General features: G+C 71.5%; 20 protein-coding genes, 2 tRNA genes and 1 pseudogene. 18 read left to right on the plus strand and 5 right to left on the minus strand.

What is annotated here, in order from left to right; genetic code table 11:
- Positions 1 to 8: 8 nt before the first annotated feature.
- From AC6EXY_RS26250 to leuA, 9 genes and pseudogenes are all read left to right on the plus strand, one after another.
- Positions 9 to 218: a hypothetical protein gene (locus AC6EXY_RS26250; RefSeq protein ID WP_101829835.1), complete on the plus strand. Its 210-nt coding sequence runs from the start codon at positions 9 to 11 to the stop codon at positions 216 to 218.
- Positions 215 to 1,729, plus strand: a complete 1,515-nt coding sequence (gene gatB / locus AC6EXY_RS26255; RefSeq protein ID WP_101829836.1) for an Asp-tRNA(Asn)/Glu-tRNA(Gln) amidotransferase subunit GatB — start codon at positions 215 to 217, stop codon at positions 1,727 to 1,729. The genes AC6EXY_RS26250 and gatB overlap by 4 nt, the downstream gene beginning before the upstream one ends.
- A gap of 254 nt (positions 1,730 to 1,983) precedes the next feature.
- Positions 1,984 to 3,675: a penicillin-binding transpeptidase domain-containing protein gene (locus tag AC6EXY_RS26260; protein ID WP_101829837.1), complete on the plus strand. Its 1,692-nt coding sequence runs from the start codon at positions 1,984 to 1,986 to the stop codon at positions 3,673 to 3,675.
- A gap of 166 nt (positions 3,676 to 3,841) precedes the next feature.
- Positions 3,842 to 5,632, plus strand: a pseudogene (locus AC6EXY_RS26265) (acetolactate synthase large subunit); the annotation flags it as partial.
- Positions 5,632 to 6,156 (plus strand): acetolactate synthase small subunit, encoded by a 525-nt coding sequence (ilvN, locus tag AC6EXY_RS26270; RefSeq protein ID WP_101829839.1) that lies wholly within the window; start codon positions 5,632 to 5,634, stop codon positions 6,154 to 6,156. The pseudogene AC6EXY_RS26265 and the gene ilvN, both read left to right, overlap by 1 nt.
- Positions 6,157 to 6,182: 26 nt before the next feature.
- Complete coding sequence (gene ilvC / locus AC6EXY_RS26275) at positions 6,183 to 7,175, plus strand: ketol-acid reductoisomerase (RefSeq protein WP_101829840.1); 993 nt, start codon at positions 6,183 to 6,185, stop codon at positions 7,173 to 7,175.
- Positions 7,176 to 7,274: 99 nt separating this feature from the next.
- Positions 7,275 to 8,864: a phosphoglycerate dehydrogenase gene (serA, locus tag AC6EXY_RS26280; protein WP_101829841.1), complete on the plus strand. Its 1,590-nt coding sequence runs from the start codon at positions 7,275 to 7,277 to the stop codon at positions 8,862 to 8,864.
- Positions 8,865 to 8,900: 36 nt separating this feature from the next.
- A complete protein-coding gene (locus AC6EXY_RS26285; protein WP_101829842.1) occupies positions 8,901 to 9,689 on the plus strand; it encodes a septum formation family protein in 789 nt (262 codons plus the stop codon).
- Positions 9,690 to 9,833: 144 nt separating this feature from the next.
- On the plus strand, positions 9,834 to 11,525 hold the full coding sequence (leuA, locus tag AC6EXY_RS26290; RefSeq protein ID WP_101829843.1) for a 2-isopropylmalate synthase: 1,692 nt from the start codon (positions 9,834 to 9,836) through the stop codon (positions 11,523 to 11,525).
- Positions 11,526 to 11,544: 19 nt separating this feature from the next.
- Here leuA and AC6EXY_RS26295 read toward each other — a convergent pair whose 3' ends face one another.
- Positions 11,545 to 11,835 carry a DUF1059 domain-containing protein gene (locus AC6EXY_RS26295; RefSeq protein ID WP_101829844.1) on the minus strand — a complete coding sequence of 97 codons (291 nt, stop codon included), beginning with the start codon at positions 11,833 to 11,835 and terminating at the stop codon, positions 11,545 to 11,547.
- Positions 11,832 to 13,154, minus strand: coding sequence for an EAL domain-containing protein (locus AC6EXY_RS26300; RefSeq protein ID WP_499818453.1), 1,323 nt, complete (start codon positions 13,152 to 13,154; stop codon positions 11,832 to 11,834). Before AC6EXY_RS26300 ends, AC6EXY_RS26295 begins: the two co-directional genes overlap by 4 nt.
- A gap of 495 nt (positions 13,155 to 13,649) precedes the next feature.
- Here AC6EXY_RS26300 and AC6EXY_RS26305 point away from each other — a divergent pair, with 495 nt between their 5' ends.
- The 5 genes from AC6EXY_RS26305 (at position 13,650) to cimA (ending at position 18,726) form a co-directional block, all read left to right on the plus strand.
- The gene (locus AC6EXY_RS26305) at positions 13,650 to 14,678 is read left to right on the plus strand and encodes a 3-isopropylmalate dehydrogenase (protein ID WP_101829846.1); all 1,029 of its coding nucleotides are present in this window, start codon (positions 13,650 to 13,652) and stop codon (positions 14,676 to 14,678) included.
- A 49-nt stretch (positions 14,679 to 14,727) separates the two neighbouring features.
- Positions 14,728 to 15,654: a branched-chain-amino-acid transaminase gene (ilvE, locus tag AC6EXY_RS26310; RefSeq protein ID WP_101829847.1), complete on the plus strand. Its 927-nt coding sequence runs from the start codon at positions 14,728 to 14,730 to the stop codon at positions 15,652 to 15,654.
- A gap of 153 nt (positions 15,655 to 15,807) precedes the next feature.
- Positions 15,808 to 16,194 (plus strand): CBS domain-containing protein, encoded by a 387-nt coding sequence (locus tag AC6EXY_RS26315; RefSeq protein WP_101829874.1) that lies wholly within the window; start codon positions 15,808 to 15,810, stop codon positions 16,192 to 16,194.
- A gap of 7 nt (positions 16,195 to 16,201) precedes the next feature.
- A complete protein-coding gene (locus AC6EXY_RS26320; RefSeq protein WP_341477167.1) occupies positions 16,202 to 16,948 on the plus strand; it encodes a Crp/Fnr family transcriptional regulator in 747 nt (248 codons plus the stop codon).
- 173 nt (positions 16,949 to 17,121) lie between these two features.
- The gene (cimA, locus tag AC6EXY_RS26325) at positions 17,122 to 18,726 is read left to right on the plus strand and encodes a citramalate synthase (RefSeq protein WP_101829848.1); all 1,605 of its coding nucleotides are present in this window, start codon (positions 17,122 to 17,124) and stop codon (positions 18,724 to 18,726) included.
- A 48-nt stretch (positions 18,727 to 18,774) separates the two neighbouring features.
- On the opposite strand, the gene AC6EXY_RS26330 is transcribed toward cimA, so the two are convergent.
- Positions 18,775 to 19,038, minus strand: a complete 264-nt coding sequence (locus AC6EXY_RS26330; RefSeq protein ID WP_101829849.1) for a hypothetical protein — start codon at positions 19,036 to 19,038, stop codon at positions 18,775 to 18,777.
- Positions 19,039 to 19,157: 119 nt separating this feature from the next.
- Between AC6EXY_RS26330 and AC6EXY_RS26335 the strand changes: the two genes are divergently transcribed.
- From AC6EXY_RS26335 to AC6EXY_RS26345, 3 genes are all read left to right on the plus strand, one after another.
- The gene (locus AC6EXY_RS26335; RefSeq protein WP_101829876.1) at positions 19,158 to 19,934 is read left to right on the plus strand and encodes a fumarylacetoacetate hydrolase family protein; all 777 of its coding nucleotides are present in this window, start codon (positions 19,158 to 19,160) and stop codon (positions 19,932 to 19,934) included.
- A 75-nt stretch (positions 19,935 to 20,009) separates the two neighbouring features.
- Positions 20,010 to 20,081 (plus strand) — tRNA-Gln (locus AC6EXY_RS26340).
- A gap of 74 nt (positions 20,082 to 20,155) precedes the next feature.
- Positions 20,156 to 20,228, plus strand: a tRNA-Glu gene (locus AC6EXY_RS26345).
- Between the two features lie 118 nt (positions 20,229 to 20,346).
- Here AC6EXY_RS26345 and AC6EXY_RS26350 read toward each other — a convergent pair.
- The gene (locus AC6EXY_RS26350; protein ID WP_101829877.1) at positions 20,347 to 20,583 is read right to left on the minus strand and encodes a hypothetical protein; all 237 of its coding nucleotides are present in this window, start codon (positions 20,581 to 20,583) and stop codon (positions 20,347 to 20,349) included.
- 201 nt (positions 20,584 to 20,784) lie between these two features.
- On the opposite strand from AC6EXY_RS26350, the gene AC6EXY_RS26355 reads away from it, so the two are divergent.
- Positions 20,785 to 22,395, plus strand: a complete 1,611-nt coding sequence (locus AC6EXY_RS26355; protein WP_101829850.1) for a sensor histidine kinase — start codon at positions 20,785 to 20,787, stop codon at positions 22,393 to 22,395.
- 245 nt (positions 22,396 to 22,640) lie between these two features.
- On the opposite strand, the gene AC6EXY_RS26360 is transcribed toward AC6EXY_RS26355, so the two are convergent.
- Positions 22,641 to 24,614, minus strand: a complete 1,974-nt coding sequence (locus AC6EXY_RS26360; protein ID WP_101829878.1) for a serine/threonine-protein kinase — start codon at positions 24,612 to 24,614, stop codon at positions 22,641 to 22,643.
- Positions 24,615 to 24,819: the final 205 nt, after the last annotated feature.

The raw sequence follows: 24,819 nt of genomic DNA on the forward strand, positions 1-24,819 counted from the left end.
AGGTCGCTGTGAGACTGCGCAGCGGGCGGCAGGATCGTGTCCTCGTCGTCGTGGTCTGGGCGCTCACCGTGGTGGTGCTCGGCCTCGGGATCGCGACGGTCAGCCCGATCCTGATTGTCTGGGGTGTGATCGGCCTGCCGGCGGCGGTGTTCCTCACCTTCGTACACGTCCGTGATACCCGCTCGGCTCCGCCCCCACATGAGGAGAACCACCGGTGAGCAGCACTGCGGCTCTGGCTCTGCCCTCCTTCGCCGATGCCGTGGCCCGCTACGAGCCCGTGATCGGCCTGGAGACGCATGTCGAGCTCGGCACCGTGTCGAAGATGTTCTGCGGCTGCGCGACGGCGTTCGGCGCCGAGCCGAACGCCCAGGTCTGCCCGGTGTGCCTCGGCCTGCCCGGCTCGCTGCCCGTCGTCAACGAGGCGGCGGTCCGCTACGCCGTGATGATCGGCCTCGCGCTGCACTGCGACATCGCGTCCTGGTGCCGGTTCGCCCGGAAGAACTACTTCTACCCGGACATGCCGAAGAACTTCCAGATCAGCCAGTACGACGAGCCGCTGTGCACGAACGGCTGGCTCGACGTCGAGGTCGACGGCGAGGTCCACCGGGTCGGCATCACCCGGGTGCACATGGAGGAGGACACCGGCAAGTCGCTGCATGTCGGTGGCGCCACCGGTCGCATCCACGGTGCCACCCACTCGCTCGTCGACTACAACCGCGCAGGCATCCCGCTGGTCGAGATCGTCACCGAGCCGGATGTGCGCTCGCCGGAGGTGGCGCGGGCGTACGTCGACGAGCTGCGCGAACTGATCCGCGCCCTCGGTGTCTCCGACGTGCGGATGGAGCAGGGCTCGCTGCGCTGCGACGCGAACGTCTCGCTGCGGCGGCGCCCGGCCGCGGGGGAGCCCGAGGCGCCGTTCGGGACGCGGACGGAGACGAAGAACCTCAACTCGCTGCGCTCCGTCGAGCGTGCGGTGCGCTACGAGATCACCCGCCAGGCGGCGCTGCTCGACGACGGCGAGCGGATCATCCAGGAGACCCGGCACTTCGACGAGGCGTCCGGACGCACGTCGGCCGGTCGCTCGAAGGAGGAGGCGACCGACTACCGGTACTTCCCCGAGCCTGATCTCACGCCGCTCGCGCTGTCGACGGAGTTCGTCGACGAGCTGCGCGCCGGTCTGCCCGAGCTGCCGGCCGCGCGGCGGGCCCGGCTCATCGCCGAGCACGGTTACACGGCGCGCGACCTCACCGACCTGCGCAACGCCGGCGTCCTCGACCTGGTCGAGGAGACGGTGGCCGCCGGCGCCACGCCGCCGGCCGCGCGCAAGTGGTGGCTCAACGAGCTGGCCCGGCAGGCGTCGGACGCCGGAGTGCCGGCCGCCGAGCTGGCGATCTCGCCGGCCGACGTCGCCCGGATCACCGTGCTGGTCGCCGGCGGCGAACTCACCGACGCGCTCGCCCGCAAGGTGATCGACGGAGTGCTGGCCGGCGAGGGCACACCCGACGAGGTCGTCGCCGGGCGCGGACTCGCCGTGGTCGCGGACGACGGCGCGCTCACCGCCGCGGTCGACGCCGCCATCGCCGGCGCCCCCGACATCGCCGAGAAGGTCCGCGGCGGCAAGCTGAACGCCGTCGGCCCGCTGGTCGGCGCCGTGATGAAGGCGATGAAGGGCCAGGCCGACGCCGCCACCGTCCGCGGTCTCCTGCTGGAACGCCTCGGCGCCTCCTGACCGAATCCCGACACTCCCTGAGGCCTGGCAGGCGGATAGGGTGATCTGGGGTCGCCGGGCGATTTGTCGCGCCTGAGCTGGGGGGCTCAGTCGTAGTGGTGTGGCATGGGCCCGAGAGGACCACGTTCTCCTTCCGTATCCGACCCGCGTGTCGAGTTGCCGCCGACGAGCGGCGCGTCGGATGCGCGGTGCCGGGGGCCTTCGTAAGGTGAGCGTCCGATCGGGTTGGCGTCATCGAGGGGAGGGGGGTCGTCGTGCCCCTCACACCGTCCGGATTCACCGCGTCGACGTCCAGGCGTCGCGGTCGCGGCCGGCAACGGATGATCATCGCTGTGGTGGTCGTCGTCGTGCTGGCCGCGGGGAGTGGTGTCGGCTATGTCCTGAAGGACCGGGCTGACCAGCGGGCGGCCGACGGGCGGGTGCGGACCGCGGCGGCGGCGTACCTCGCGGCCTGGCGGACGATGGCGACCGCACCCGGAGCGGCTACTCAGGGTGACAAGGTCGGTCGGGTCGCGGTGGCGGCGGCGAGTGTGCCGGGCGGGAGCACGCCGGGCGGCATCAGTGTGCCGGACCTGTTGACCACGATGGCGCAGGTTCGCGACAAGCTGCTTGTCACCGGAGCGTCGTTCGCCCCGGGATCGATCGAGCGCAAGGGCTCCGCGGCGACCGCGCCCTATGTGGCGAGGCTCAGCCTGTCGGGGTTGCCGACACCGCTGGAGTACGCCGGTGTGCTGCACCTGACGTCGACGGAGCACGGGTGGAAGGTGCGGGCGGAGTCGGCGGCCGTGCATCCGGCGCTGCGGCCGGGGCTACACCTCGACCGCACGGCGTCCACCGGCCACCGCGGCCAGATCCTCTCCGCCGACGGGCGGCCGCTGCGCGACTCCGGCGACCTGGCGAGCAACCTCGTCGGGCGGACCGGGCCGTTGTCGGGCCTGGAGCGGGTGTACGACAGCCAGCTGCGGCCCCAGGGCGGCGCCGTCGTCGTCCAGGACGCGCGGGGCAAGACCGTGCAGACGCTGCACGCCTATCCGATGACCGATGGCAAGGCGGTAAGCACGACCCTTGACCTGCGTGTTCAGCAGGCGGCGGAGGAGGCGCTGGCTACGGCGGCCCGGCCGACGGCGGCGATGGTCGCCATCGACACGCGCACCGGGGGCGTGCTGGCGCTGGCAAACCATCCGCCGAGCGGGGCGAGCCGGGCGGTGCGCGGCAAGTACCCGCCGGGATCCACGTTCAAAATCATCACGGCGACGGCGGCGCTGATGAACGGGAAGTCGCCGAACACGTCGCTGAACTGCACCCAGAACATCAGCGTGGACGGGCGGACGTTCCAGAACGCCGAGGCGGAGCAGTTCGGCCCGATTCCGTTGCGCACCGCGTTCGCCAAGAGCTGCAACACCGCCTTCATCCAGCTGGAGGAGTCGCTGCCGAAGGGTGCGCTGGAGAAGGCCGCCGCGCTGTACGGATTCGACGGCGGTGCGCCGCTGGACATCGCCAGCTTCGGCGGTAGTTTCCCCACTCCGCGCGACGGGGCCGAATCCGCCTCGGCGGCGATCGGGCAGGCGCGCATCGAGGCGTCGCCGCTGCAGATGGCGAGCGTGGCGGCGGCGGTCGCGAGCGGCACCTGGCGTCAGCCGTTCGTCGAGGGCGGGCCGGCGCGCAGCAATGCGATCCCGCCCGCGGTGCTCCCGCCGCTGCGGGACTTCATGCGGGCCGTCGTCACCGAGGGCACGGCCGCGACCGTTCCGATGCCCGGCGAGGTGTACGGCAAGACGGGGACGGCCGAGTACACCGACGGCAACCCACCGCCGACCCACGCCTGGTTCGTCGGCTACCGGGGCGACGTCGCCTTCGCGGTCGTGGTCGAGGACGGCGGCTTCGGCGCCGAGACCGCGGCTCCGATCGCGGCGCGCTTCCTCGGCGCGCTCGACGCCAACCGCTGAGTTGCTTGACGTGGGACGGGCAGTCCTGGCACGGTAGGTCTGTGCACCGTCAGATTCTTGTACGTTCAGAGCGCGCGTAGTCGACGACCTCGACCCCGTGCGCCGCCCCTCAGTGCCCTAGGCACGAGGGGCTTTTTCGTGCCCGCACCCCGTCAAGGAAGACGCCCAGATGACACGAGAGATCACCGGAGCCCAGTCGCTCGTCCACTCCCTCGAAGCGGTCGGAGCCGACGTGGTCTTCGGCATCCCGGGCGGTGCGATCCTGCCCGCCTACGACCCGCTGTTCGACTCGACCCGGGTGCGGCACATCCTCGTCCGCCACGAGCAGGGCGCCGGCCATGCGGCCGAGGGATACGCCCAGGCCACCGGTCGGGTCGGGGTCTGCATGGCGACGTCCGGCCCGGGCGCGACGAACCTGGTGACGCCGATCGCCGACGCCTACATGGACTCGGTGCCGATGGTCGCCATCACCGGGCAGGTCCCCAGCGCCGCGATCGGCACGGACGCCTTTCAGGAGGCGGACATCTGCGGCATCACGCTGCCGATCACCAAGCACAACTTCCTCGTCCACTCCGCCGACGACATCCCGCGCACGATCGCCGAGGCGTTCCACCTCGCGGGCACCGGGCGGCCGGGGCCGGTGCTCGTCGACCTGCCCAAGGACGTGCTGCAGGCGGTCACGGCGGTGCTGCCGCACGAGGTGTGGCCGCCGTCGCTGGACCTGCCGGGCTACCGGCCGGTGACCCGGCCGCACGGCAAGCAGGTGCGGGAGGCGGCGCGGATGATCTCGCAGAGCCGCCGGCCGGTGCTCTATGTCGGCGGCGGCGTGCTCAAGGCGCGGGCGGCGGCGGAGCTGCGGACGCTCGCGGAGATGACGGGCATCCCGGTCGTCACCACGCTGATGGCACGGGGGGCGTTCCCCGACTCGCATCCGCAGCATCTGGGCATGCCGGGGATGCACGGGTCGGTGGCCGCGGTGACGGCGCTGCAGAAGGCGGACCTGCTCATCACCCTCGGCGCCCGCTTCGATGATCGGGTCACCGGGCGGCTGTCGTCGTTCGCGCGGGGCGCCGCCATCATCCACGCGGACATCGATCCGGCCGAGATCGGCAAGAACCGGGCGGCGGACGTGCCGATCGTCGGCGACTGCCGTGAGGTGATCAATGAGCTGATCGCGGTGCTGGCCACCGAGGAGAAGCCGGACCTCGCTGCCTGGTGGCACACGCTGGACGGGTGGCGGCGCACCTATCCGCTGGGCTACGACCAGCCGGCCGACGGGTCGCTCGCGCCCCAGCAGGTCATCGAGCGCATCGGGAAGATCGCCGGACCGGAGGCGATCTTCGCGGCCGGGGTCGGGCAGCATCAGATGTGGGCGGCGCAGTTCATCTCGTACGAGAACCCCTACACCTGGCTGAACTCCGGCGGTGCGGGAACGATGGGTTACGCCGTGCCGGCCGCGATGGGTGCCAAGGTGGGTCGTCCGGACACGACCGTCTGGGCGATCGACGGGGATGGCTGTTTCCAGATGACCAACCAGGAACTCGCCACCTGCGCCCTCGAGGGAATCCCGATCAAGGTGGCGGTCATCAACAACGGGTCGCTGGGCATGGTGCGGCAGTGGCAGACGCTGTTCTACGACAAGCGGTACTCCAACACCGAGCTCGGCACGCATCCGGCGTCGCCGCGCACCGGGGTCAAGCGGGTGCCGGACTTCGTCCGCCTCGCCGAGGCGCTGGGTTGTGTGGGCCTGCGCTGCGAGGCGGCGGGCGAGATCGACGAGACGATCGAGAAGGCCATGGCGATCGACGACGCGCCGGTGGTCATCGACTTCGTCGTGCATCCGGACGCGATGGTCTGGCCGATGGTCGCCGCCGGCGCGAGCAACGACGACATCCGCGTCGCCCGTGACATCGCCCCCGACTTCGACTACTCCGGCGACGCCGAGGTGAACCTCTGATGACCCACCACACCCTGTCCGTCCTGGTGGAGAACAAGCCCGGCGTGCTGGCCCGGGTGTCGGGGCTGTTCTCCCGGCGCGGATTCAACATCGAGTCGCTCGCGGTCGGCCCGACCGAGCATCCGGACGTGTCCCGGATGACGATCGTGGTCGCCGTCGAGGACCTGCCGCTCGAGCAGGTCACCAAGCAGCTGAACAAGCTGGTGAACGTGCTGAAGATCGTCGAGATGGACACGTCCGTCTCGGTGCAGCGCGAGCTGATGCTGGTCAAGGTGCGCGCGGACCTGGCGGTGCGGTCCCAGGTGCTGGAGACCGTCGCGCTGTTCCGTGCCAAGGTTGTCGATGTCGCCCAGGACGCCGTCACGATCGAGGCGACAGGCACCCGCGACAAGCTGGACGCGCTCATCCGGATGCTGGAACCCTTCGGGATTCGGGAGCTGGTGCAGTCCGGCATGGTGGCGCTCGGCCGCGGCTCGCGGTCGATCACCGATCGCAGCCTGCGCGCCGTCGAACGATCCGCCTGAACACATACAAGGAGAAGACCCCCACAATGGTCGAGATCTACTACGACGATGACGCGTCGCTTGACGTGCTGGCCGGCCGCAAGGTCGCTGTCATCGGGTACGGCAGCCAGGGTCACGCGCACGCGCTCAACCTGCGCGACAGCGGCGTGGACGTGCGCGTCGGCCTGCCGGCGGAGAGCCGGAGCCGGCAGAAGGCCGCCGAGGAGGGCCTGCGGGTGCTCACCCCGGCCGAGGCGTCCGCCGAGGCCGACATCATCATGCTGCTCACCCCGGACACGACGCACCGAAAGATCTACGCCGAGTCCATCGCCCCGCACCTGACCGACGGCAAGGCGCTGGCGTTCGGGCACGGCTTCAACATCCGCTACGACCTCATCGAGCCGCCGGCCGGCGTCGACGTGTTCATGGTCGCGCCGAAGGGGCCAGGCCACCTGGTGCGCCGCGTGTTCGAGGAGGGCAAGGGGGTGCCCTGTCTCGTCGCCGTCGAGAACGACGCGACCGGGGGCGCGCTGGCCCTCGCGCTCGCCTACGCCAAGGGCATCGGTGGCACCCGCGCGGGCGCGCTGCGCACCACGTTCACCGAGGAGACCGAGACCGACCTGTTCGGCGAGCAGGCCGTGCTGTGCGGCGGCGCGAGCGCGCTGGTCCAGGCCGGCTTCGAGACGCTGGTCGAGGCGGGCTACACCCCCGAGGTCGCGTACTTCGAGTGCCTGCACGAGCTCAAGCTCATCGTCGACCTCATGTACGAGGGCGGCATCTCGCAGATGCGGTACTCCATCTCCGACACCGCCGAGTACGGCGACGTCACCCGCGGCCCGCGGGTCATCACGCCGGCGGTGAAGGCCGAGATGCGCAAGATCCTGGACGAGATCCAGGACGGCAGGTTCGCTCGCGAGTGGGTCGCCGAGGACGACAACGGCCGTCCGAACTTCACCAAGCTCGTCGAGGAGGGCAAGCAGCACCCGATCGAGCAGGTCGGTGCCAAGCTGCGCCCGATGATGTCCTGGATCGCCCGCTAGGACGCCGTAACACGACGGAAAAGTGGCGGCGGGCCCGCGTAGGCTGGGCCCGCCCGCACATCCCCAGACGTAGGAATCCCCAGAGGTAGGAGAGGTCCTGTGCCCGTCGTACTCGTTGCCGAGGAGCTGTCGCCGGCCGGGCTGGAGGTGCTGTCCGGGGACTTCGAGCTTCGCTACGTCGACGGAGCCGACCGGTCGGCTCTGCTACCCGCGCTCGCCGACGTCGACGCCGTACTCATCCGCTCGGCGACGAAGATCGATGCCGAGGCGCTCGCGGCCGCCGGGCGACTCAAGGTCGTCGCCCGGGCCGGCATCGGGCTGGACAACGTCGACGTCGCCGCCGCCACCCAGCGCGGTGTCATGGTCGTCAACGCGCCCACCTCGAACATCGTCAGCGCGGCGGAGCACGCGATCGCGCTGCTGCTCGCGGTCGCCCGCCGGGTGCCGGCGGCCAACCAGTCGCTGCGCGGCGGCGAGTGGAAGCGCTCGAAGTACACCGGCGTCGAGCTGGTCGAGAAGACGCTCGGCGTCGTCGGCCTCGGCCGCATCGGCATCCTGGTGGCGCAGCGCCTCGCCGCCTTCGGCATGAAGGTGCTCGCCTACGACCCGTACGTGTCGGTGGCCCGCGCCTCGCAGCTCGGCGTCACCCTCGTCGACCTCGACGAGCTGCTGCGCCGCAGCGACGCCATCACCATCCACCTGCCCAAGACGCCGGAGACGCTCGGCCTCATCGGGGCCGAGCAGCTCGCCCGCACCAAGCGCGGCGTCATCATCGTGAACGCGGCCCGCGGCGGGCTCGTCGACGAGGCGGCGCTGGCTGAGGCGGTCGCGTCCGGGCAGGTCGGCGGGGCCGGCATCGACGTGTTCGTCACCGAGCCGACTACCGCGTCGCCGCTGTTCGGGCTCGACAACGTGGTCGTCACGCCGCACCTCGGCGCGTCCACGCAGGAGGCGCAGGACAAGGCGGGCCTCGCCGTCGCCCGGTCGGTGCGCCTCGCGCTGCAGGGCGAGTTCGTGCCGGACGCCGTCAACGTGCAGGCCGGTGGCGTCGTCGCCGAGGAGGTCCGGCCCGGGCTGCCGCTCGCGGAGAAGCTGGGGCAGCTGTTCACCGGGCTCGCCGGCGGGCTCGCGGCGGCCCTCACGGTCGAGGTGCGCGGGGAGATCGCCGCCCACGACGTGTCGGTGCTCCAGCTCGCCGTGCTCAAGGGCGTGTTCACCGACGTCATCGAGGAGCAGGTCACCTACGTCAACGCGCCGCTGCTGGCCAAGGAGCGGGGCGTCGAGGTGGCGCTGGAGACCCTCGAGGACAGCCCCGACTACCGCAACCTGGTGACCGTGCGCGGCGTGCTCGCCGATGGCACTCCGGTGTCGGTCAGCGGCACGCTGGTGGGGTCGCGGCAGGTGGAGAAGATCACCGCGATCGACGGGTTCGAGGTCGACATCCGACCGGAGGACCACCTGGCCTTCTTCCGCTACGAGGACCGGCCGGGCATCGTCGGCGCGGTCGGCGCGCTGCTGGGTGAGGCGAGCATCAACATCGCCAGTGCGCAGGTGAGCCGGCTGGAGGCCGGGGGCGAGGCACTGATGTCGCTGTCCCTCGACGACGCGGTCGCCCCGGACATCCTCGCCGACATCTCCAAGATCATCGGTGCCTCGTATGCTCGGGCGGTCAGCATCCGCACGGAATAGTCCCACGGTCTGCGTGTCGGGTTTACCGTGGCAAGCATGGCGTCGCGGCATCAGGACCCGTTCGAGGGGCTTCGCCTGGATGAGCGATTCGTCCGCGGAGCCCGATTCCTCGAGCCGTCCGCGGCCGAGCGCGGCCGGCCGGTCGTGCCCGCGCCGCGGGGTCTGCCCGGCATGCTGCACCGGCTGGTGGCGCCGCCCTGGCTGCCGCGGCGCTCCCGGCGGATCGCGCGGATGGTCACGTTCGTGGCCATCGTCGTCGGCATGATCACGATCACCGTGGTGGCGCTGCGGCAGACCGCGACCCGCGGCGGGGTCGGCACCGCCGCCCGGCTGGGGGCCTTGGCGGCCTCGCCGGGCGGCTCGCCGACGGCCATGTCGGCGCTCGGCGGTGGCAGCCTGGCCGAGCCGCCCGCGGGCTACGCGGTCACGCCGGCGCTGCTGGCGGCCCTGCGCCGCGGCGACTGCCTGACGTGGAAGCCCTACGACGCGTCCACGGCCAGCGTGCTGACCCCGGTCGCGCCGGTCCGGGTCAGCTGTGATCGTCCGCACATCGACGAGGTCACCCGGCTGGTCGACCTCGACCCGGTGTTCACCCGCTGGCCCGGCGCGTCCACCGTCGCGCAGGCCGCGCAGGACCGCTGTGCGGGCGCCTTGCGGGACTTCGCCGGCGCCATCGACGCGACCCCGCACCACGTCGTGGGCGCCATCTACCCGTCCGAGCCGAGCTGGCAGGCCGGTGCCCGCATCGTCGCTTGTACGGTCCGCACCGACGACCTGCGTCCGCGCTCCGGCCCGTTCCGGATCGTCGGCTCGATCGGTACGTGACGCAAATCAGGTACTGTTGTTCCGCGATGCGTGCGCTTCTCCTCCTTAGCCGCCGCGGCGGGGCCTGATCCAGCTGGCTTCCTCGTCGCGGTGGTCGCCGTGCGCCAGCGTCGGTAGGACGCTCTTTCGAGGGAGCAGGAGTACATGAGCACGCAAGCGCCGTCTGGCATGCCGATCGAGAAGTACCGGGCCTTCACGCCCGTGCCGCTGCCGGACCGCACCTGGCCGGGGCAGACCATCACCCGCGCCCCCCAGTGGTGCAGCGTCGATCTGCGCGACGGCAACCAGGCGCTGATCGACCCGATGACCCCCGCGCGCAAGCTGCAGATGTTCGAGCTGCTGGTCGCGATGGGCTACAAGGAGATCGAGGTCGGCTTCCCGGCGGCGAGCCAGACCGACTTCGACTTCGTCCGGCAGCTGATCGAGGAGGACCGCATCCCGGATGACGTCGTCATCCAGGTGCTGACCCAGGCGCGCGAGGAGCTGATCGAGCGCACCGCCGCTTCGCTGGTCGGGTCCGACCGGGCGCTGATCCACCTGTACAACTCGACGTCGACGCTGCAGCGCCGGGTCGTGTTCGGGCTGGACCGCGCCGGTGTCACCGAGATCGCCGTGCAGGGCGCGCGCTGGTGCGCCCAGTACGCCGAGAAGCTGCTGGACGGCACGGACGTGCGCTGGCAGTACAGCCCCGAGTCGTTCACCGGCACCGAGCTGGACTACGCCGTCGAGGTGTGCGAGGCGGTCATGGACGTCTGGCAGCCGACCGCGCAGCGCCCGGTGGTGCTGAACCTGCCGGCCACGGTGGAGATGTCGACGCCGAACGTCTACGCCGACCAGATCGAGTGGGTCGGGCGGAACCTGACCCGGCGCGACGCCGTCATCCTGTCGCTGCACCCGCACAACGACCGGGGCTGCGCGGTCGCCGCCGCCGAGCTGGGCGTCCTGGCCGGCGCCGACCGGGTGGAGGGCTGCCTGTTCGGCAACGGCGAGCGCACCGGCAACGTCTGTCTGGTCACCCTGGGGCTGAACCTGTTCTCCCAGGGCATCGACCCGATGATCGACTTCTCGGACATCGACGGCGTGCGCCGCGCGGTGGAGTACTGCAACCAGCTGCCCGTGCACCCTCGCCACCCCTACGGTGGCGACCTCGTCTACACCGCCTTCTCCGGCTCGCACCAGGACGCCATCAAGAAGGGCTTCGAGGCGATGGAGCGCACCGGGCAGACGCTCTGGGAAGTGCCTTACCTGCCGATCGACCCGAAGGACGTCGGGCGTACGTACGAGGCCGTGATCCGGGTGAACAGCCAGTCCGGCAAGGGCGGGGTGGCGTACCTGCTGAAGTCGGAGCACGCGCTGGACCTGCCGCGTCGGCTGCAGATCGAGTTCTCCGGCGTCGTACAGCGCCACACCGACTCCGAGGGTGGCGAGGTCACCGCCGATGAGCTGTGGCGGATCTTCCGTGCTGAGTACTTCCTGGACGGCGCGGAGACGGCCGGGCCGCTGGAACTGCTGGGCTCGCGCACGACCGCCGCGTCGGGGGAGCGGGACGAGGTCTCGGTCTCGGTGCGGGTGCACGGCGAGGACTCCGTGCTCATCGGGGTCGGCAACGGGCCGATCGACGCCTTCGTGGCGGCGCTGGCGGCGCGCGGGCTGTCCGTGCGCATCCTGGACTACAACGAGCACGCGCTGGGCTCGGGCGCGGACGCCCGGGCCGCGGCGTACCTGGAGGTCGCGGTCGACGACCGGGTCTTCTGGGGCGTCGGCATCGACCCGAACATCGTCACGGCGTCGCTGCGCGCCGTCGTGAGCGCCGTCAACCGGGCCGCCCGCTCCTGAGCCCGCGGGGCGGGGGGATCTACGGGTCCCCCCGCTCGATGTCGCGGACCTCGCGGCGCACCTGTTCGAGGAGGGATTCCGGCACCTCGGTCATGCCGTGGTCGACGCGGGCGTGCGTGTCGACTGACCGCAGGAGGTCGTCCTCACTGGATGCCGCGATCCGTGTCTCGCACCCATGAATGATCGCACCGCAGTAGAATTCCTTCATGGCGGGACGGCGGATCGTGATCTCCGAGGGCCGTGAATAGCCGGCGGACGCCGGGCTCGGCGCCATCAGGGCCTGCGCGGTCCAATAGCGGTTCCGTCTCATGTCGACATTTCCGCGAGACGCAGCATCAGTCGCTCCATCCTGACCAGGCCGAGGGGCCGACCCATCTCGGTAACGATTATCACGGGGTCGAACCGGCTGGCCCGGGCTCGGGTCATGGCACGCCGCGCGACCTCGGTCACGGGTTCCTCGGGACGGGCGAACAGCGTTGTGGGAACCAGTCGCGGCTCGGTGCCGCCGCCGGGCCCGCCGGACAGGTGCAGGGCCACCGGCCGGCAGCGGTTGGACACCACGATGGTCGCCCGCGCGGCCTGCTCGCCGTCGGTCTGCTCGTCGTCGGTCTGCTCGCCGTCGGGGACCCCGCGGGCCGTGGCCGTGCGCATCGGGCAGCTGGGGCAGTCCGCCGACATCGCGCAGTACCCGGAGTCGCCCACGCTCACGGTCACCTGCTCCATCAGGCTCTCGATGCTCGCCGCCCGGGTGCTGCGCTCGGACAGCTGCCGGATGCGCCGGGCCACCGCCGGGTCGAGCTGCTGCCAGGACGGTGACGGCCGGCCCAGCAGGAAGCCCTGGCCCAGCGGGACACCCAGGGCGACGAGCATCGCCAGCTCGTCGGCGCTCTCGATGCCCTCCGCGATCACCCAGCCGTTGAGCCGGCTCGCGAAACCGCCGACGAGTTCGGTCAATGCGATCTTGACCTGGTCGTCGTCGATGTTCACGACCAGGGAGCGGTCCAGCTTGACGAAGTCCGGCCGGACCCGGGCGAGCTGGCGCAGGCCGGCGTAGCCGGAGCCGACGTCGTCCATGGCGATGAAGGCGCCGCGATTGCGCAGCTCGCTCGCGGTCGCGGTCAGGCCCGCCGCGGTGTCGAGGTCGACCGCCTCGTTCAGCTCGAGCACGAGACGGCGCAGGTCCGCGTCCGCCCAGACCGCGGCGACCGGGGCCGCGTCCAGCAGGTGCGGCAGGACGTTGACCGCGAGGAAGCAGCGGTCGGGCAGGGTGTCGCGGGCGGCGATCGCCGCGGTGAGCACCCTGGCGTCCAGCTCGGCGGCGAGCCCCATCCGGTCGGCGGCGGCGAAGACGCGGTCCGGCGGATGCGTGGGATGGGTGTGGAACCGCGCCAGCGCCTCGTACCCGGCGATCACCCCACGCTGGAGATCGACGATCGGCTGGAAGTACAGCGCGGGCTCGGTGGGATCGTCGAGGATCCGCTCCAGATCCGGGACGGTGGCGTCAGAGGCCGGCGGCGCGGTGTTCCCGGCGCCGGTGTTCCCTGCGCCGGTGTTCCCGGAGTCGGTGTTCACGGAGTCGACGCGACCACGGGCCACCGTCGCCGTGGTGGTCCGCTGCCGAGTAATCATGCGCCGTGCACCCCCTCGCTTCAAGCACGTCGCACCCATCCTGTAAGTGAGGTTCTTACCATCTGGCTCCGATGGGCGGCGCGAGTACCGTCCGGAGTTGTGGGTCCTGCGCCTTTTTGTGCGACCGGCGGGTGACGGTCGGATTGCCGGCGGCTGACTTTCTTTCGCCGGCCTCGCGGGGGCGGCGCGTTTCTATGCGCCCGGACCGGCGGGGACCGGCGATCTGATGCCGATTCTGACAATGCCCCTCACTTCCTGGCGGTTCCCCCGACTTCCCGCCGACGCGGCGGGCGCGAACTCTCCGGACCCGATCTCTGGTCATATATCAAGTCGATGACAACTGCCGTGGTCATGGCGTTGGCATTGATCGAGCGATGATTGCTCAGGGTAATCGTGCGAGGTGGTCGGGGTGGTCGCCGTCCAACGCGGCCGGCGACATGTGGTACCGACAGCGCCCGCGAGCAGCGGCGTCGGATCTCCGACTACAGTCGGCGCATGAGGCTTGCGGTGATCGGTGGTGACGGGATCGGCCCCGAGGTGGTCGCGGAGGGACTACGCGTGCTGCGGGCCGTGCACCCCAAGGTCGAGACGACCGAGTACGACCTGGGTGCCCGGCGCTGGCACCGCACGGGCGAGACGCTGCCCGACACGGTCCTCGACGAGCTGCGCGGCCACGACGCGATCCTGCTCGGCGCGGTCGGCGATCCCGGGGTGCCCAGCGGCGTCCTGGAGCGCGGGCTGCTGCTGCGGCTGCGCTTCGAGCTCGACCACCACGTGAACCTGCGGCCGGTGCGGCTGTACCCGGGGGTCCGCTCGCCTCTCGCCGGTGACCCGTCGATCGACATGATCGTGGTGCGCGAGGGCACCGAGGGCCCGTACGCGGGCGCCGGCGGCGTGCTGCGCCGCGGCACTCCGCACGAGGTCGCCACCGAGGAGAGCCTCAACACCCGGTTCGGCGTTGAGCGGGTCGTGCGCGACGCCTTCCGCCGGGCCGCGCGCCGGCCGCGTCGGCACCTGACGCTGGTGCACAAGAACAACGTGCTGACGAAGGCGGGCGACCTGTGGTCGCGCACCGTCGCCGAGGTGGCGCCGGAGTTTCCCGACGTCACCGTCGACTACCAGCACGTGGACGCGGCGTCGATGTTCTTCGTGACGGACCCGGGCCGGTTCGACGTGGTCGTCACGGACAACATGTTCGGCGACATCATCACCGACATCGGCGCCGCGATCACCGGCGGCATCGGGCTCGCCGCGAGCGGGAACCTCGACCCGTCGGGCAGCCACCCGAGCATGTTCGAGCCGGTGCACGGCAGCGCGCCCGACATCGCGGGGCGGCAGCTGGCCGACCCGACCGCCACGGTGGCCTCCGTCGCCATGCTGCTGGACCACCTCGGCCACCAGGAGGAGGCCGAGCGGGTCGAGGCGGCGGTCGCGGCGTCGCTGGCGGAACGCGCCGGCTCGGGATCGGGCGCCATGTCAACCCGGGAGCGTGGGGAGGACCTCGCCGCCCGCGCCGCCGGCTGAATATGCTCGTTCCTCTCTGAGTTCGTCGCATCCTGGCCTGGAGTCCGCTGTGCCCATCACCCCCACCTCGAAGATCTGGATGAACGGCGAGTTCGTCGACTGGGACGACGCCCGCGTCCACGTCCTGAACCCGACCCTGCACTACGGCTGGGGGGTGTTCGAGGGCATCCGCGCCTACGAGACCGCCGGCGGGCCGGCCGTGTTCCGACTTACCGACCACATCGCGCGGCTCTACCGCAGCGCGAAGATCTATGTGATGGAGCCGCAGTTCACCCAGGAGCAGGTGGTCGCGGCGACCAAGGAGACGATCGCCGTCAACGACATCGCCTCCTGCTACATCCGCCCGCTGGTCTACCTCGGTTACGGCGAGATGGGGCTCAACCCGCTCCCGTCCCCGGTCGAGGTGATGATCGCGGTGTGGCCGTGGGGCGCCTACCTCGGTGAGGAGGCGGAGGCCAACGGCGTGCGCGCGATGATCTCCTCCTGGAAGCGCAACGACCCGAACATCACCCCGCCGGCGGCCAAAGCGTCCGGCCAGTACCTGAACTCGTCGCTGGCGAAGGTCGCGGCGGTCAAGGCCGGGTACGACGAGGCAATCCTCACCAGCCCCAACGGCCACATCGCGGACGGGACCGGCGAGAACGTCTTCATCGTGTCCGGCCGCAAGGTCATCACGCCGCTGCTCTCCGACGGCCCGCTCGGCGGCATCACCCGGGCGTCGATCATGCAGATCGCGGCGGACCAGGGGTACGAGGTCGTCGAGCAGCACATCGTGCGGACCGACCTGTACCTGGCCGACGAGGCGTTCTTCACCGGCACGGCGGCGGAGATCGTGCCGATCGTGTCGGTGGACGACCGGCAGATCGGCTCCGGCAAGCCCGGGCCGGTCACCCGCGAGCTGCTGGAGATCTTCCACCGCGCCACCCGCGGTGAGCTGGAGCGCTACCGGTCCTGGAACGAGCTCGTCGGCGGGTAGCCGCGCACCGTCAGTGGCCAGGTCGGGCAGCGGCGTGGTCGGGGTCACATTCCGGCCACGCCACTTGCGGTTGTGCCCTGGTCAAGCAAGGTCCGCGCGCCTACCGTCGCTTGTGGAAGCGTTTCACGAATGCACAAGCGGCGGGAGGACGTCGTGCGGGTCTCGGAGGGGATGAGCTCCCTTGTTCTCATGATCGGTCCTGGTCACACCCTGCGGCAGGCCGCCCGGCTGATGGCCGCCCGCAAGGTGGGCGCCGCCGTCGTGCACGACGCGGACAGTCAGGGGTACGGAATCCTCACCGAGCGGGACATCCTCCGTTCGGTGGCCGCGGGGCAGGATCCGGATGTCGAGGTCGCGGGTGAGCACCTCACCCGCGATGTCGTCTTCGCGGATCCGGCCTGGTCGCTCGACGAGGCAGCGGCCGCGATGTTGCGCGGGGAGTTCCGGCACCTGGTCGTCACCTCGGGTGGCGGCGTCGCCGGCATCCTGAGCATGCGGGACGTCGTTCGTTGCTGGAGTGACCAGCATGTGACGGTATGATGCGCGCGTGTCGTACGCCGAGCAGGTTCCCGATGCGCCCCAGCGCGCGGTCGACGGTCGGCGCTACGGTCACGGCATGCACGACAATGAGGCGGTCGCCCTCCTTCGCGCGACCACGTTGTTGAAGGAGCTGGACGAGGAGGACCTGCTGCGGCTCGCCTCCCGGGCGGTGACGCGGCGGTTCCGTCGCGGGCAGGTCGTCTTCACCGAAGGCGAACCGGCCGACACACTGCTCGTGGTCGCGAGCGGCCGACTCAAGGTCCTCACCAAGGCGGACGACGGCCGTGACCACGTCCTGAACATCGCCGGCCCCCGCGAGACGCTGGGCGACCTGAACATCGTCGAGGCTGGCACCCGCTCCGCCAGCGTCGAGGCCCTGGAACCCAGCACCGCCCTGGTACTCGACCGCACCGCGGTGTGGGAGCTGGTACGGGAGCGGCCGGCCGTGGCCGAGCAGCTCATCCGCGCCCTGGTCGCCCACGTGCGGCGGCTCACCGGGGCCAACGCCGACCTGGTGTTCCTCGACCTGCCGCGGCGGGTGGCGAAGCTGCTGTTGCTGCGGATGCGCGAGGTCGGCCGTCCGGTGATCGAGCTCGGTCTCACCCAGACCGAGATCGCCTCGCTGCTCGGCGGTTCCCGCCAGTCGGTGAACCAGGCGTTGCGGGAGTTCGAGCGGCGCACCTGGATCCTCTCCGAGGGCCAGACCATCACGATCCTGCAGGTCGACCGGCTGCGGCGCTTCGCGGGCGACTGAAGGCCGGGCGACTGAGAGATATCGCGCACGTCACTCCTGGCGCATGTCGGCAGTGTTACACCGTAGGCTTGTCTTTCGGCGGCGAACCCGTCTCCGCCGCGCGTTCCGGTCGCTGACCCATGGGACCGGGCGCGTGGCGGCCCAGGTCCCGCGCTCATCGGAGAGGCGCCCCCGTGCGGCCATACGATCCCGATTCCCTGCATATCTACGACACGACGCTGCGTGACGGTACCCAGCAGGAGGGGCTGTCGCTCTCCGTGGGCGACAAGCTCGCCGTGGCGCGTCACCTCGACGACCTCGGCGTCGGTTTCATCGAGGGCGGCTGGCCGGGGTCCAACCCGAAGGACGCGGAGTTCTTCGCGCGTGCCGGCACCGAACTCTCCCTGTCGACCGCGCGGCTCACGGCGTTCGGCGCCACCCGGCGGGCCGGTCGCGTCGCCGCGGACGACCCGCAGGTCGCAGCGCTGCGCGAGGCGGGGACCTCCGTCGTCTGCCTGGTCGCGAAGTCCGATCTGCGGCACGTCGAGCGGGCGCTGCGCACCGACGCGGCCGAGAACCTCGCGATGATCCGTGACACCGTCGCCCATCTGCACGCCGAGGGCAAGCGGGTCTTCCTCGACGCCGAGCACTTCTTCGACGGCCACCGGGCCCACCCGGACTACGCGCTCGAGGTCGTCCGGGTGGCGGCTGAGGCCGGCGCCGAGGTCGTGGTGCTCTGCGACACCAACGGCGGGATGCTGCCCACCCGCATCAACACGGTGGTCGCGGACGTCCTCGCCGCCACCGGTGCCCGCCTTGGCATCCACTGCCATGACGACACCCACTGCGCCGTCGCCAACACCCTGGCAGCCGTCGAGGCCGGCGTGACCCACGTCCAGGGCACCGCCAATGGCTACGGCGAGCGCTGCGGCAACGCGAACCTGTTCAGCGTCATCGCCGGTCTGGAGACCAAGCTCGACCGCGCCGCGCTGCCCCCGGGCCGGCTGCGGGAGCTGGCCCGCGTCTCCCACGCGATCGACGAGGTGACCAACTCCGTTCCCGACCCGCACCGGCCCTACGTCGGCGCCAGCGCCTTCGCGCACAAGGCGGGGCTGCACGCCAGCGCCGTCAAGGTCGACCCGGACATGTACCAGCACATCGATCCGGCCGCCGTCGGTAACGACATGCGGATGCTCGTCTCCGAGCTCGCCGGGCGGGCGACCATCGAGCTCAAGGGCCGCGAGCTCGGGCTGGACCTGTCGGGCGAGCGCGAGGCGCTCGGGCGGGTGCTGGAGCTGGTCAAGGAGCGGGAGGCGGCCGGGTTCGCCTACGAGGCGGCGGAGGCGTCGTTCGAGCTGCTCCTGCGCGACGAGGTCACCGGCCGCGAGCGCTATTACACCCTCGAGTCCTGGCGGGTCATCGTCGAGCAGCGCCCCGGCGGCCAGGTGGTCAGCGAGGCGACGGTGAAGCTGACCTCGCGCGGGGTGCGGCACGTGGCGACCGCCGAGGGCAACGGGCCCGTCCACGCGCTGGACACGGCGCTGCGCGACGCGCTGGAGAAGGCCTACCCGGGGCTCGCCGACCTGGAGCTCGTCGACTACAAGGTGCGGATACTCGACGGCAAGCAGGGCACCGGCGCGGTCACCCGGGTCCTCGTCGGCACCGGCGACGGCCGCGCCCGCTGGGACACGATCGGTGTGGACGAGAACATCATCGCCGCGTCCTGGTCGGCCCTGGAAGACGCCGTCAACTACGGCCTGCGGCGGCAGGGCGAGCGCCCGGACCCCGGCGCGTCCTGAGCCGCCGGCGCGGCGAGCGGGCGCCCCGCTCGCCGCGGACCCGATCGGCTAGTCCTCCGGGATCTCCTCCCACCACTGGCACCACCAGTCGCCGCCGACGAGGATCCGCAGCTTCGGGTGCCAGCAGTAGGTGAGGTCCTTGTCCGTGTCGAGGTAGTACAGGCAGTTGTCGCAGCGTTCGTCGCCGTTCGGCTTGGCCCGCAGGATCGCGTCCTCGGCGAGGTGGCCGAGCTTCACGCTCAGCTCCTCGTCGATGGGTTTCGGCTCGGGCGCCCCGACGTCGTACACCGGTGTGGTGTCGGTCTCGCTCAAGGTTCTCCTTCCACTGCCGGACTGTCCGGCGTTCGCCGGAAGCCTCCGGTGCCCGATTCTCGGCCACGATGCCCGTTCTGGCGAACCCGATCACCGTGGCGGCCGGATACGGTCGGGGAGTGCGCATCGCGAGGTTCACCGATGGTTCTGAGCCCGGTTTCGGGGTCGTCGAGGGTTCGGTCGAGGAGGGCACCGCCGAGATCGCCGGCATCGCCCCCCATCCGTTCGGCCCGTTCAGCTTCACCGGCGTGCGCCGGCCGCTCGGCGAGGTGCGGCTGCTGGCGCCGGTGCTGCCCAGCAAGGTGCTGTGCGTCGGCAAGAACTACGCCGACCACGCCCGCGAGATGGGCGGCGAGGCCCCGGCGCGGCCCGTGCTGTTCCTCAAGCCGTCGACGAGTGTCGCCGGCCCGGGGGATCCCATCACGCTCCCGCCGGACAGCGAGCGGGTGGACTACGAGGGCGAGCTCGCCATCGTCATCGGCCGGCTGTGCCGGGACGTCCCGCCGGAGCGGGCGTTCGAGGTCGTGCTCGGCTACACCTGCGCCAACGACGTGACCGCCCGGGACCAGCAGTCGGCGGACGGGCAGTGGACGCGGGCCAAGGGCCACGACACGTTCTGCCCGATCGGTCCGTGGATCGAGACCGACCTCGACCCGGCGGACGTGGCGCTGCGGACCACCCTCGACGGCGAGCTGCGGCAGAACTCGCGGACGAAGCTGCTGGTGCACGACGTGCCGGCGCTCATCGCGTACATGTCGGCGGCGATGACGCTGCTGCCCGGCGACGTGCTGCTGACGGGGACGCCAGGGGGCGTGGGGCCGATGCGGGCGGACCAGACCGTCGCGGTCACCGTCGAGGGCGTGGGCACGCTCACCAACCCGGTGAGGGCCCGCTGAGGGAAATCGCACCCCCCGGGTCGCTGCGCGCCGCGGATGATGAGGTACAGTAGGCAACGCCCGAACAGGGGCCCATGGGGTATGGGGTAATTGGCAGCCCAACGGATTCTGGCTCCGTTAGTCTAGGTTCGAGTCCTGGTACCCCAGCTGCACCACTCTGTCAGACTTGTCTGGCGTGGTGTACAGTAGGAAACGCATCACAGTACGACATCGAAAGTCTTGGCCCCGTCGTCTAGCGGCCCAGGACGCCGCCCTCTCAAGGCGGTAGCGCCGGTTCGAATCCGGTCGGGGCTACAGCGGGTTTATCTTGATTCTTCTGTAGAAGGCCAGAGGTATGCCCGTGCATCAAGCGTCGCCATGGCCCGCGGATCTTCATCCGCGGGCCGTCGCCATGTCCGCGTCCGGACGCGGCCTACCGCACCACTGTGAGGCGGGGCATCGCCGCCGGGTGGCGGGCCATCGTGCACGCGCGGCAGGCGCAGGTCGCCGGGCCACCCCAGCCGTGCACCTCCTCCACCGCCCCCTCGACGCCAGCCTCGTCGGCGGCGGGCGCCGGCTCCGCGACGACCAGACGCAGCGAGCCGCCGCGGCTCGCGGTCGGCGGAAGGATCGCGGGTGCGGTCGAGGCTGTCATGGCCACTGGGGGCACGGTGTCCTCCTCCATGGGCGGCCGTCGGGGGGCCACCTCGCGGACCACAGCCTGGTCGGAACACCAAGGTTCGCGCCATGCTCCGTTGAGCCCGGTGCAGGGTGGTGCGGATGGCCTAGTCAAACCTGGGCACTGTCGCCATGTGACACCACCCTTGACAACCATGGTGCTCACGGGCTCCACCGGTAGAAACTTGTCCGGATGTCCACCGTCAGTCCATCGACCCCCGAACGGGCCCGGCGTCGGCACGGCAGCCCCCGCGTGGGCCGCGTCGCCAGGCGCGCCAGTCGGCTACGTGCGGCGGCGTCGATCTCCCCGGCGCCGGCCTCGCAGTCCGAGCGGGGTGACGGTGCCGAGCCGGGTAGCTACCGGCGCCTGAGTTCGCTGCTGCCGCGCGGGCGTGGGCTGCCGATCGAGGACTGGACGGCCCGGCACACCCTCATGTGCCTGGTGCTCGCGATGCACCTGCCGATCATCGTCGGGTACGCGGTGTTCCGGGACCTGAGCCCGGCACACGGCCTGCTGGCGGCGAGCCCCCCCGCGCTGCTGTTCGCCGCGGCCGTGGTGCCCGGCCGGCGTCGGGTGCGGGCGCTGGCGGCGAGCCTCGGCCTGCTGTGCTGCTCGGTCGTGCTGGTGCACATCTCCAACGGCCTCACGCCGATGTACTTCCACTTCTTCGTCGTCGTCGCGCTTATCGCGCTGTACGAGGAGTGGACCGTCTACCTGCTGGCGATCGCGTTCGTGTTCGTGGCGAACCTGTCGATGGGCCGGATCGTCTCCGCCCGCGCGCCGGTGATGGACAACGCGTGGCTGCTGGCCGGGCTGCACGCCGGCTTCATCTTCGCCCTCGCCTGCGCCCAGATGGTCTTCTGGCACTACAACGAGCAGTCCCGCCGCCGGGTCGAGCACTACCGCCAGCAGCTCTACGAGGGCCAGCAGAGCCTGATGGCGCGCCTCGAGGAGACCGACCGGATCCGCAGCGACCTCGTCGCGACCGTCTCCCACGAGTTCCGCACGCCGCTGACCGGCATCCGGGGCAACCTGCTCACCATCAAGCGGCGGCGCGACCGGCTCTCCGACGCCCAGCTCGACGATCTGCTCGACGCGGCGGTGAACTACTCCGACCGGCTCTCCCGGCTGCTGGAGAACATGCTGACGGCCGCCACGGCCACCGGCACGGATGAGACGACGATCGCCGACCTGCCCGAGGTCGTCCGCCACGTCCTCGCCACCCTGCCGTACACGAGCTCACCGAGCAGTGTGACGGTGGACCTCCCGCCCGAGCTGCCCGTCCGGATGGCGCGCCAGGCGCTCATCCAGGTCGTCGCGAACCTCGTCGACAACGCCCTGCTGCACTCCTGGCCGGGCGCGCCGGTGCGGCTGATCGCCGGCCGGGTCGGCGACGAGGTGGTGCTGCGGGTGCGCAACCCCGGCCCGGACCTCGACCCCGCCACGATCCGCCAGCTGTTCGAGCCCTTCACCCAGCGCGATGGAACAGCCACCCGCTCGACGGACGGGGCCGGGATGGGCCTCTACGTCGTGCGCCGGCTGGTCGAGGTGCACGGCGGGCGGCTGCGGATGTCCTCCGACAACGGCGAGATCATCGTCGAGGTCGACCTGTGGGCGGCCAGCGCGGTGGCGCCCACGGCGCTCGCCCCGCAGGCCGAGCAGGAGCTGCCGGTGCCCATGGCGCTGCCGCGCAGCCTCCGGCTCGACGAGGAGTCCCGCCCGGCCCGGCTGACCGGTGGCCCGCTGGGCCGCCAACTGCGCCGCGACGACGTCCGCTCGCTGCCCATGGACAACTTCGGCTGAGGACGACCTCGGCTGAGCCGTCCCCAGCTGAGCCAGCCCGCAAGCTGAGCCAGCCCGCAAGCTGAGCCAGCCCGCAAGCTGAGCCAGCCCGCAAGCTGAGCCAGCCCGCAAGCTGAGCCAGCCCGCAAGCTGAGCCAGCCCGCAAGCTGAGCCAGCCCGCAGCACGCACGAGGAAGCCCCCGGCCCCAGCGGATGCTGGGAGCGCGGGGGCTTCCTGGTGTGGTGTCCGGGCCGGCCCTGCCGGGTTACTTGCTCGTCGGGGCGGGGGTGGTGGGAGCGGCCGTCGGCGAGGCCTGGGGCGCCTTGCACGAGAGGTTCAGCGTCACCGTGGTCGAGTTGCTCGGGTGTCGGCCGGTGCTCGGCGAGTAGGAGGTCACCTTGCTCGTGTAGCCGGCGGGGCAGGAGCCGTTGACCCAGGGGAAGCCGGCGGCGCTCAGCGTCGACTTGGCGCCGGACTCGGTCATGCCCGTGACGTTCGGGACCTCGCGGCAGTCGTTGCCCTGGATCTGCAGGCTGATGGTCGTGGTCTTCGCGACCTTCCCGCTCTTCGGCGACTGACGCACGACCGAGTCGACGGCGCCGGTGTCGTAGCAGTCGAAGGCCTTGTTGAGGCTGGTGAAGCCGGCCGACTGCAGCTTGTTCTGCGCCGCGTTGAAGGACATGCCCTCGGTGTTCGGCACCGTCGCGGTGCCGTCGTCGGTCGGCGACGGCGACGGGCTGCTGCCCGCGGTCGGGCTGCTGGCGGGGGTGGTCGCCGCGGCGCCCGCGCTCGGCGCGGTGCTGGTGGTCGGGAGGGCCCGTCCAGCGGGATGCTGGCCGGGCTGGGCGGCCGGCGCCCCCGGGACGCCGACGGCCACGCCCGGGGCACCGCCGAGCACGGCCGCGGACACGACCGCGCTCGGGTCGGCGGAGCTCTGGATGCCGCTGTCAGCGGACAGGGAGTTGTCCGCGGCGCCCCCCGAGGCGAGCGCCCAACCGCCGGCACCGGCGACGAGCGCGACGACGAGTCCCGCGCCGGCCGCGATCCGGGTGCGGCGCCGGCGGTCGGCACCGGCCCGGGAGCCGGCTCCCGGCGCGGCCCCGGACGGCCCGGGCTGCCTGCTCGCGGGGATCGCAGACATCACCGTGTTGGTGTCGGCGGCCGTGCCGCCGGAACGGGCCGGGACGCGTACCGCGGGACTCATCCCGGTCGGGGCGTCACCGTTCCAGTCGGCGGCGGCGCCGCGCGCGCCGGTCATCGGCGCGATCCGGGTGGCCGTCGCCGGTATGCTGCCGGCGATCTGGGTGTGCTCCAGGTCGTTCCAGCCGCCAGCCGCCGCGGTGGGCGAGCTGACGGCGACGCCGCGGGCGGCCGGGCGCGCCACCCGCTGGGTGCTGGCGGCCGCCTCGGCGGGGCGGGAGCGCAGACCCACCCCGAGCGCCTCCTCGAGGTCGTCGGCGGCCTCGGCGGCACTGGCGGGCCGCTCGCGCGGGGACTTCGCCAGCATCCGGGCGAGCGCGTCCCACACGGGACCCGGCACCCCCTGGATCGGCAGCGGCTCGTCCTCGCGGTGGGCGCGCAGCAGTTCCATCGGGTTCGCCGCGTCGAACGGCGGCGAGCCGGCGAGGATCTCGTAGAGCACGACGCCGGCCGAGTAGACGTCGGCGGCAGGCGTGGGCGGCGCTCCCGAGCCCAGCTCGGGGGCCATGTAGAGCGGGGTGCCGACCGGGCCGGTGGGATGCGCCTGGGACGACGAGTTGATCACCCGGGCGATGCCGAAGTCCGTGAGCCGGACGATGGGCCCCGCCGGGTCGGAGGTGTCGATGAGGATGTTCTCCGGCTTGACGTCCCGGTGGACGATCCCGGCGGCGTGCACGCTGTCGAGGGCCCACAGCGTCCCGACGGTGAGCCGCACGGCCTCCTCGGCCGGTCGCGGCCCGAACTCCCGCAGGTGCGCCCGCAGGTCGGGACCGTCGACGAGGTCCATCACGATCGCGAGCGTGTCCGGCTCGTTGACGAGGTCGCGCACCGCGACCAGGCCGGGGCTGTCGAGATCGACGAGCAGGTCCCACTCCCGCAGGAAGCGGTCGACGATCGCCGGATCGTCCGCCAGCTCCCGGCGTAGCACCTTGATGGCGACCGGTGCGCCGTCGGAGACCCGCGCCCCCTGCCAGACCTGGCCGGTCGTTCCCTGCCCGAGCATCTCGTGCAGCACGTACCGCGAACCCAGTTTGCGCACCGCGCCCTGCCCCTTCTTGCGCCGCCCGTGGCGGTCGTGACCTACGACGGCACCGTCGCGGGCGACGACGGCCGCCGGTCCGCGCGGAACCCGGAGAGAGCCCCGGTCGGCCGCGCCCACTGCATCGACACCCACTGCATCGACGACACATATCGCTTGCTCGCTGGATGGCAATGACCCCGTCGGGCCATCCGGCCTCGCTCTC

Source organism: Frankia sp. RB5, from assembly GCF_059816245.1.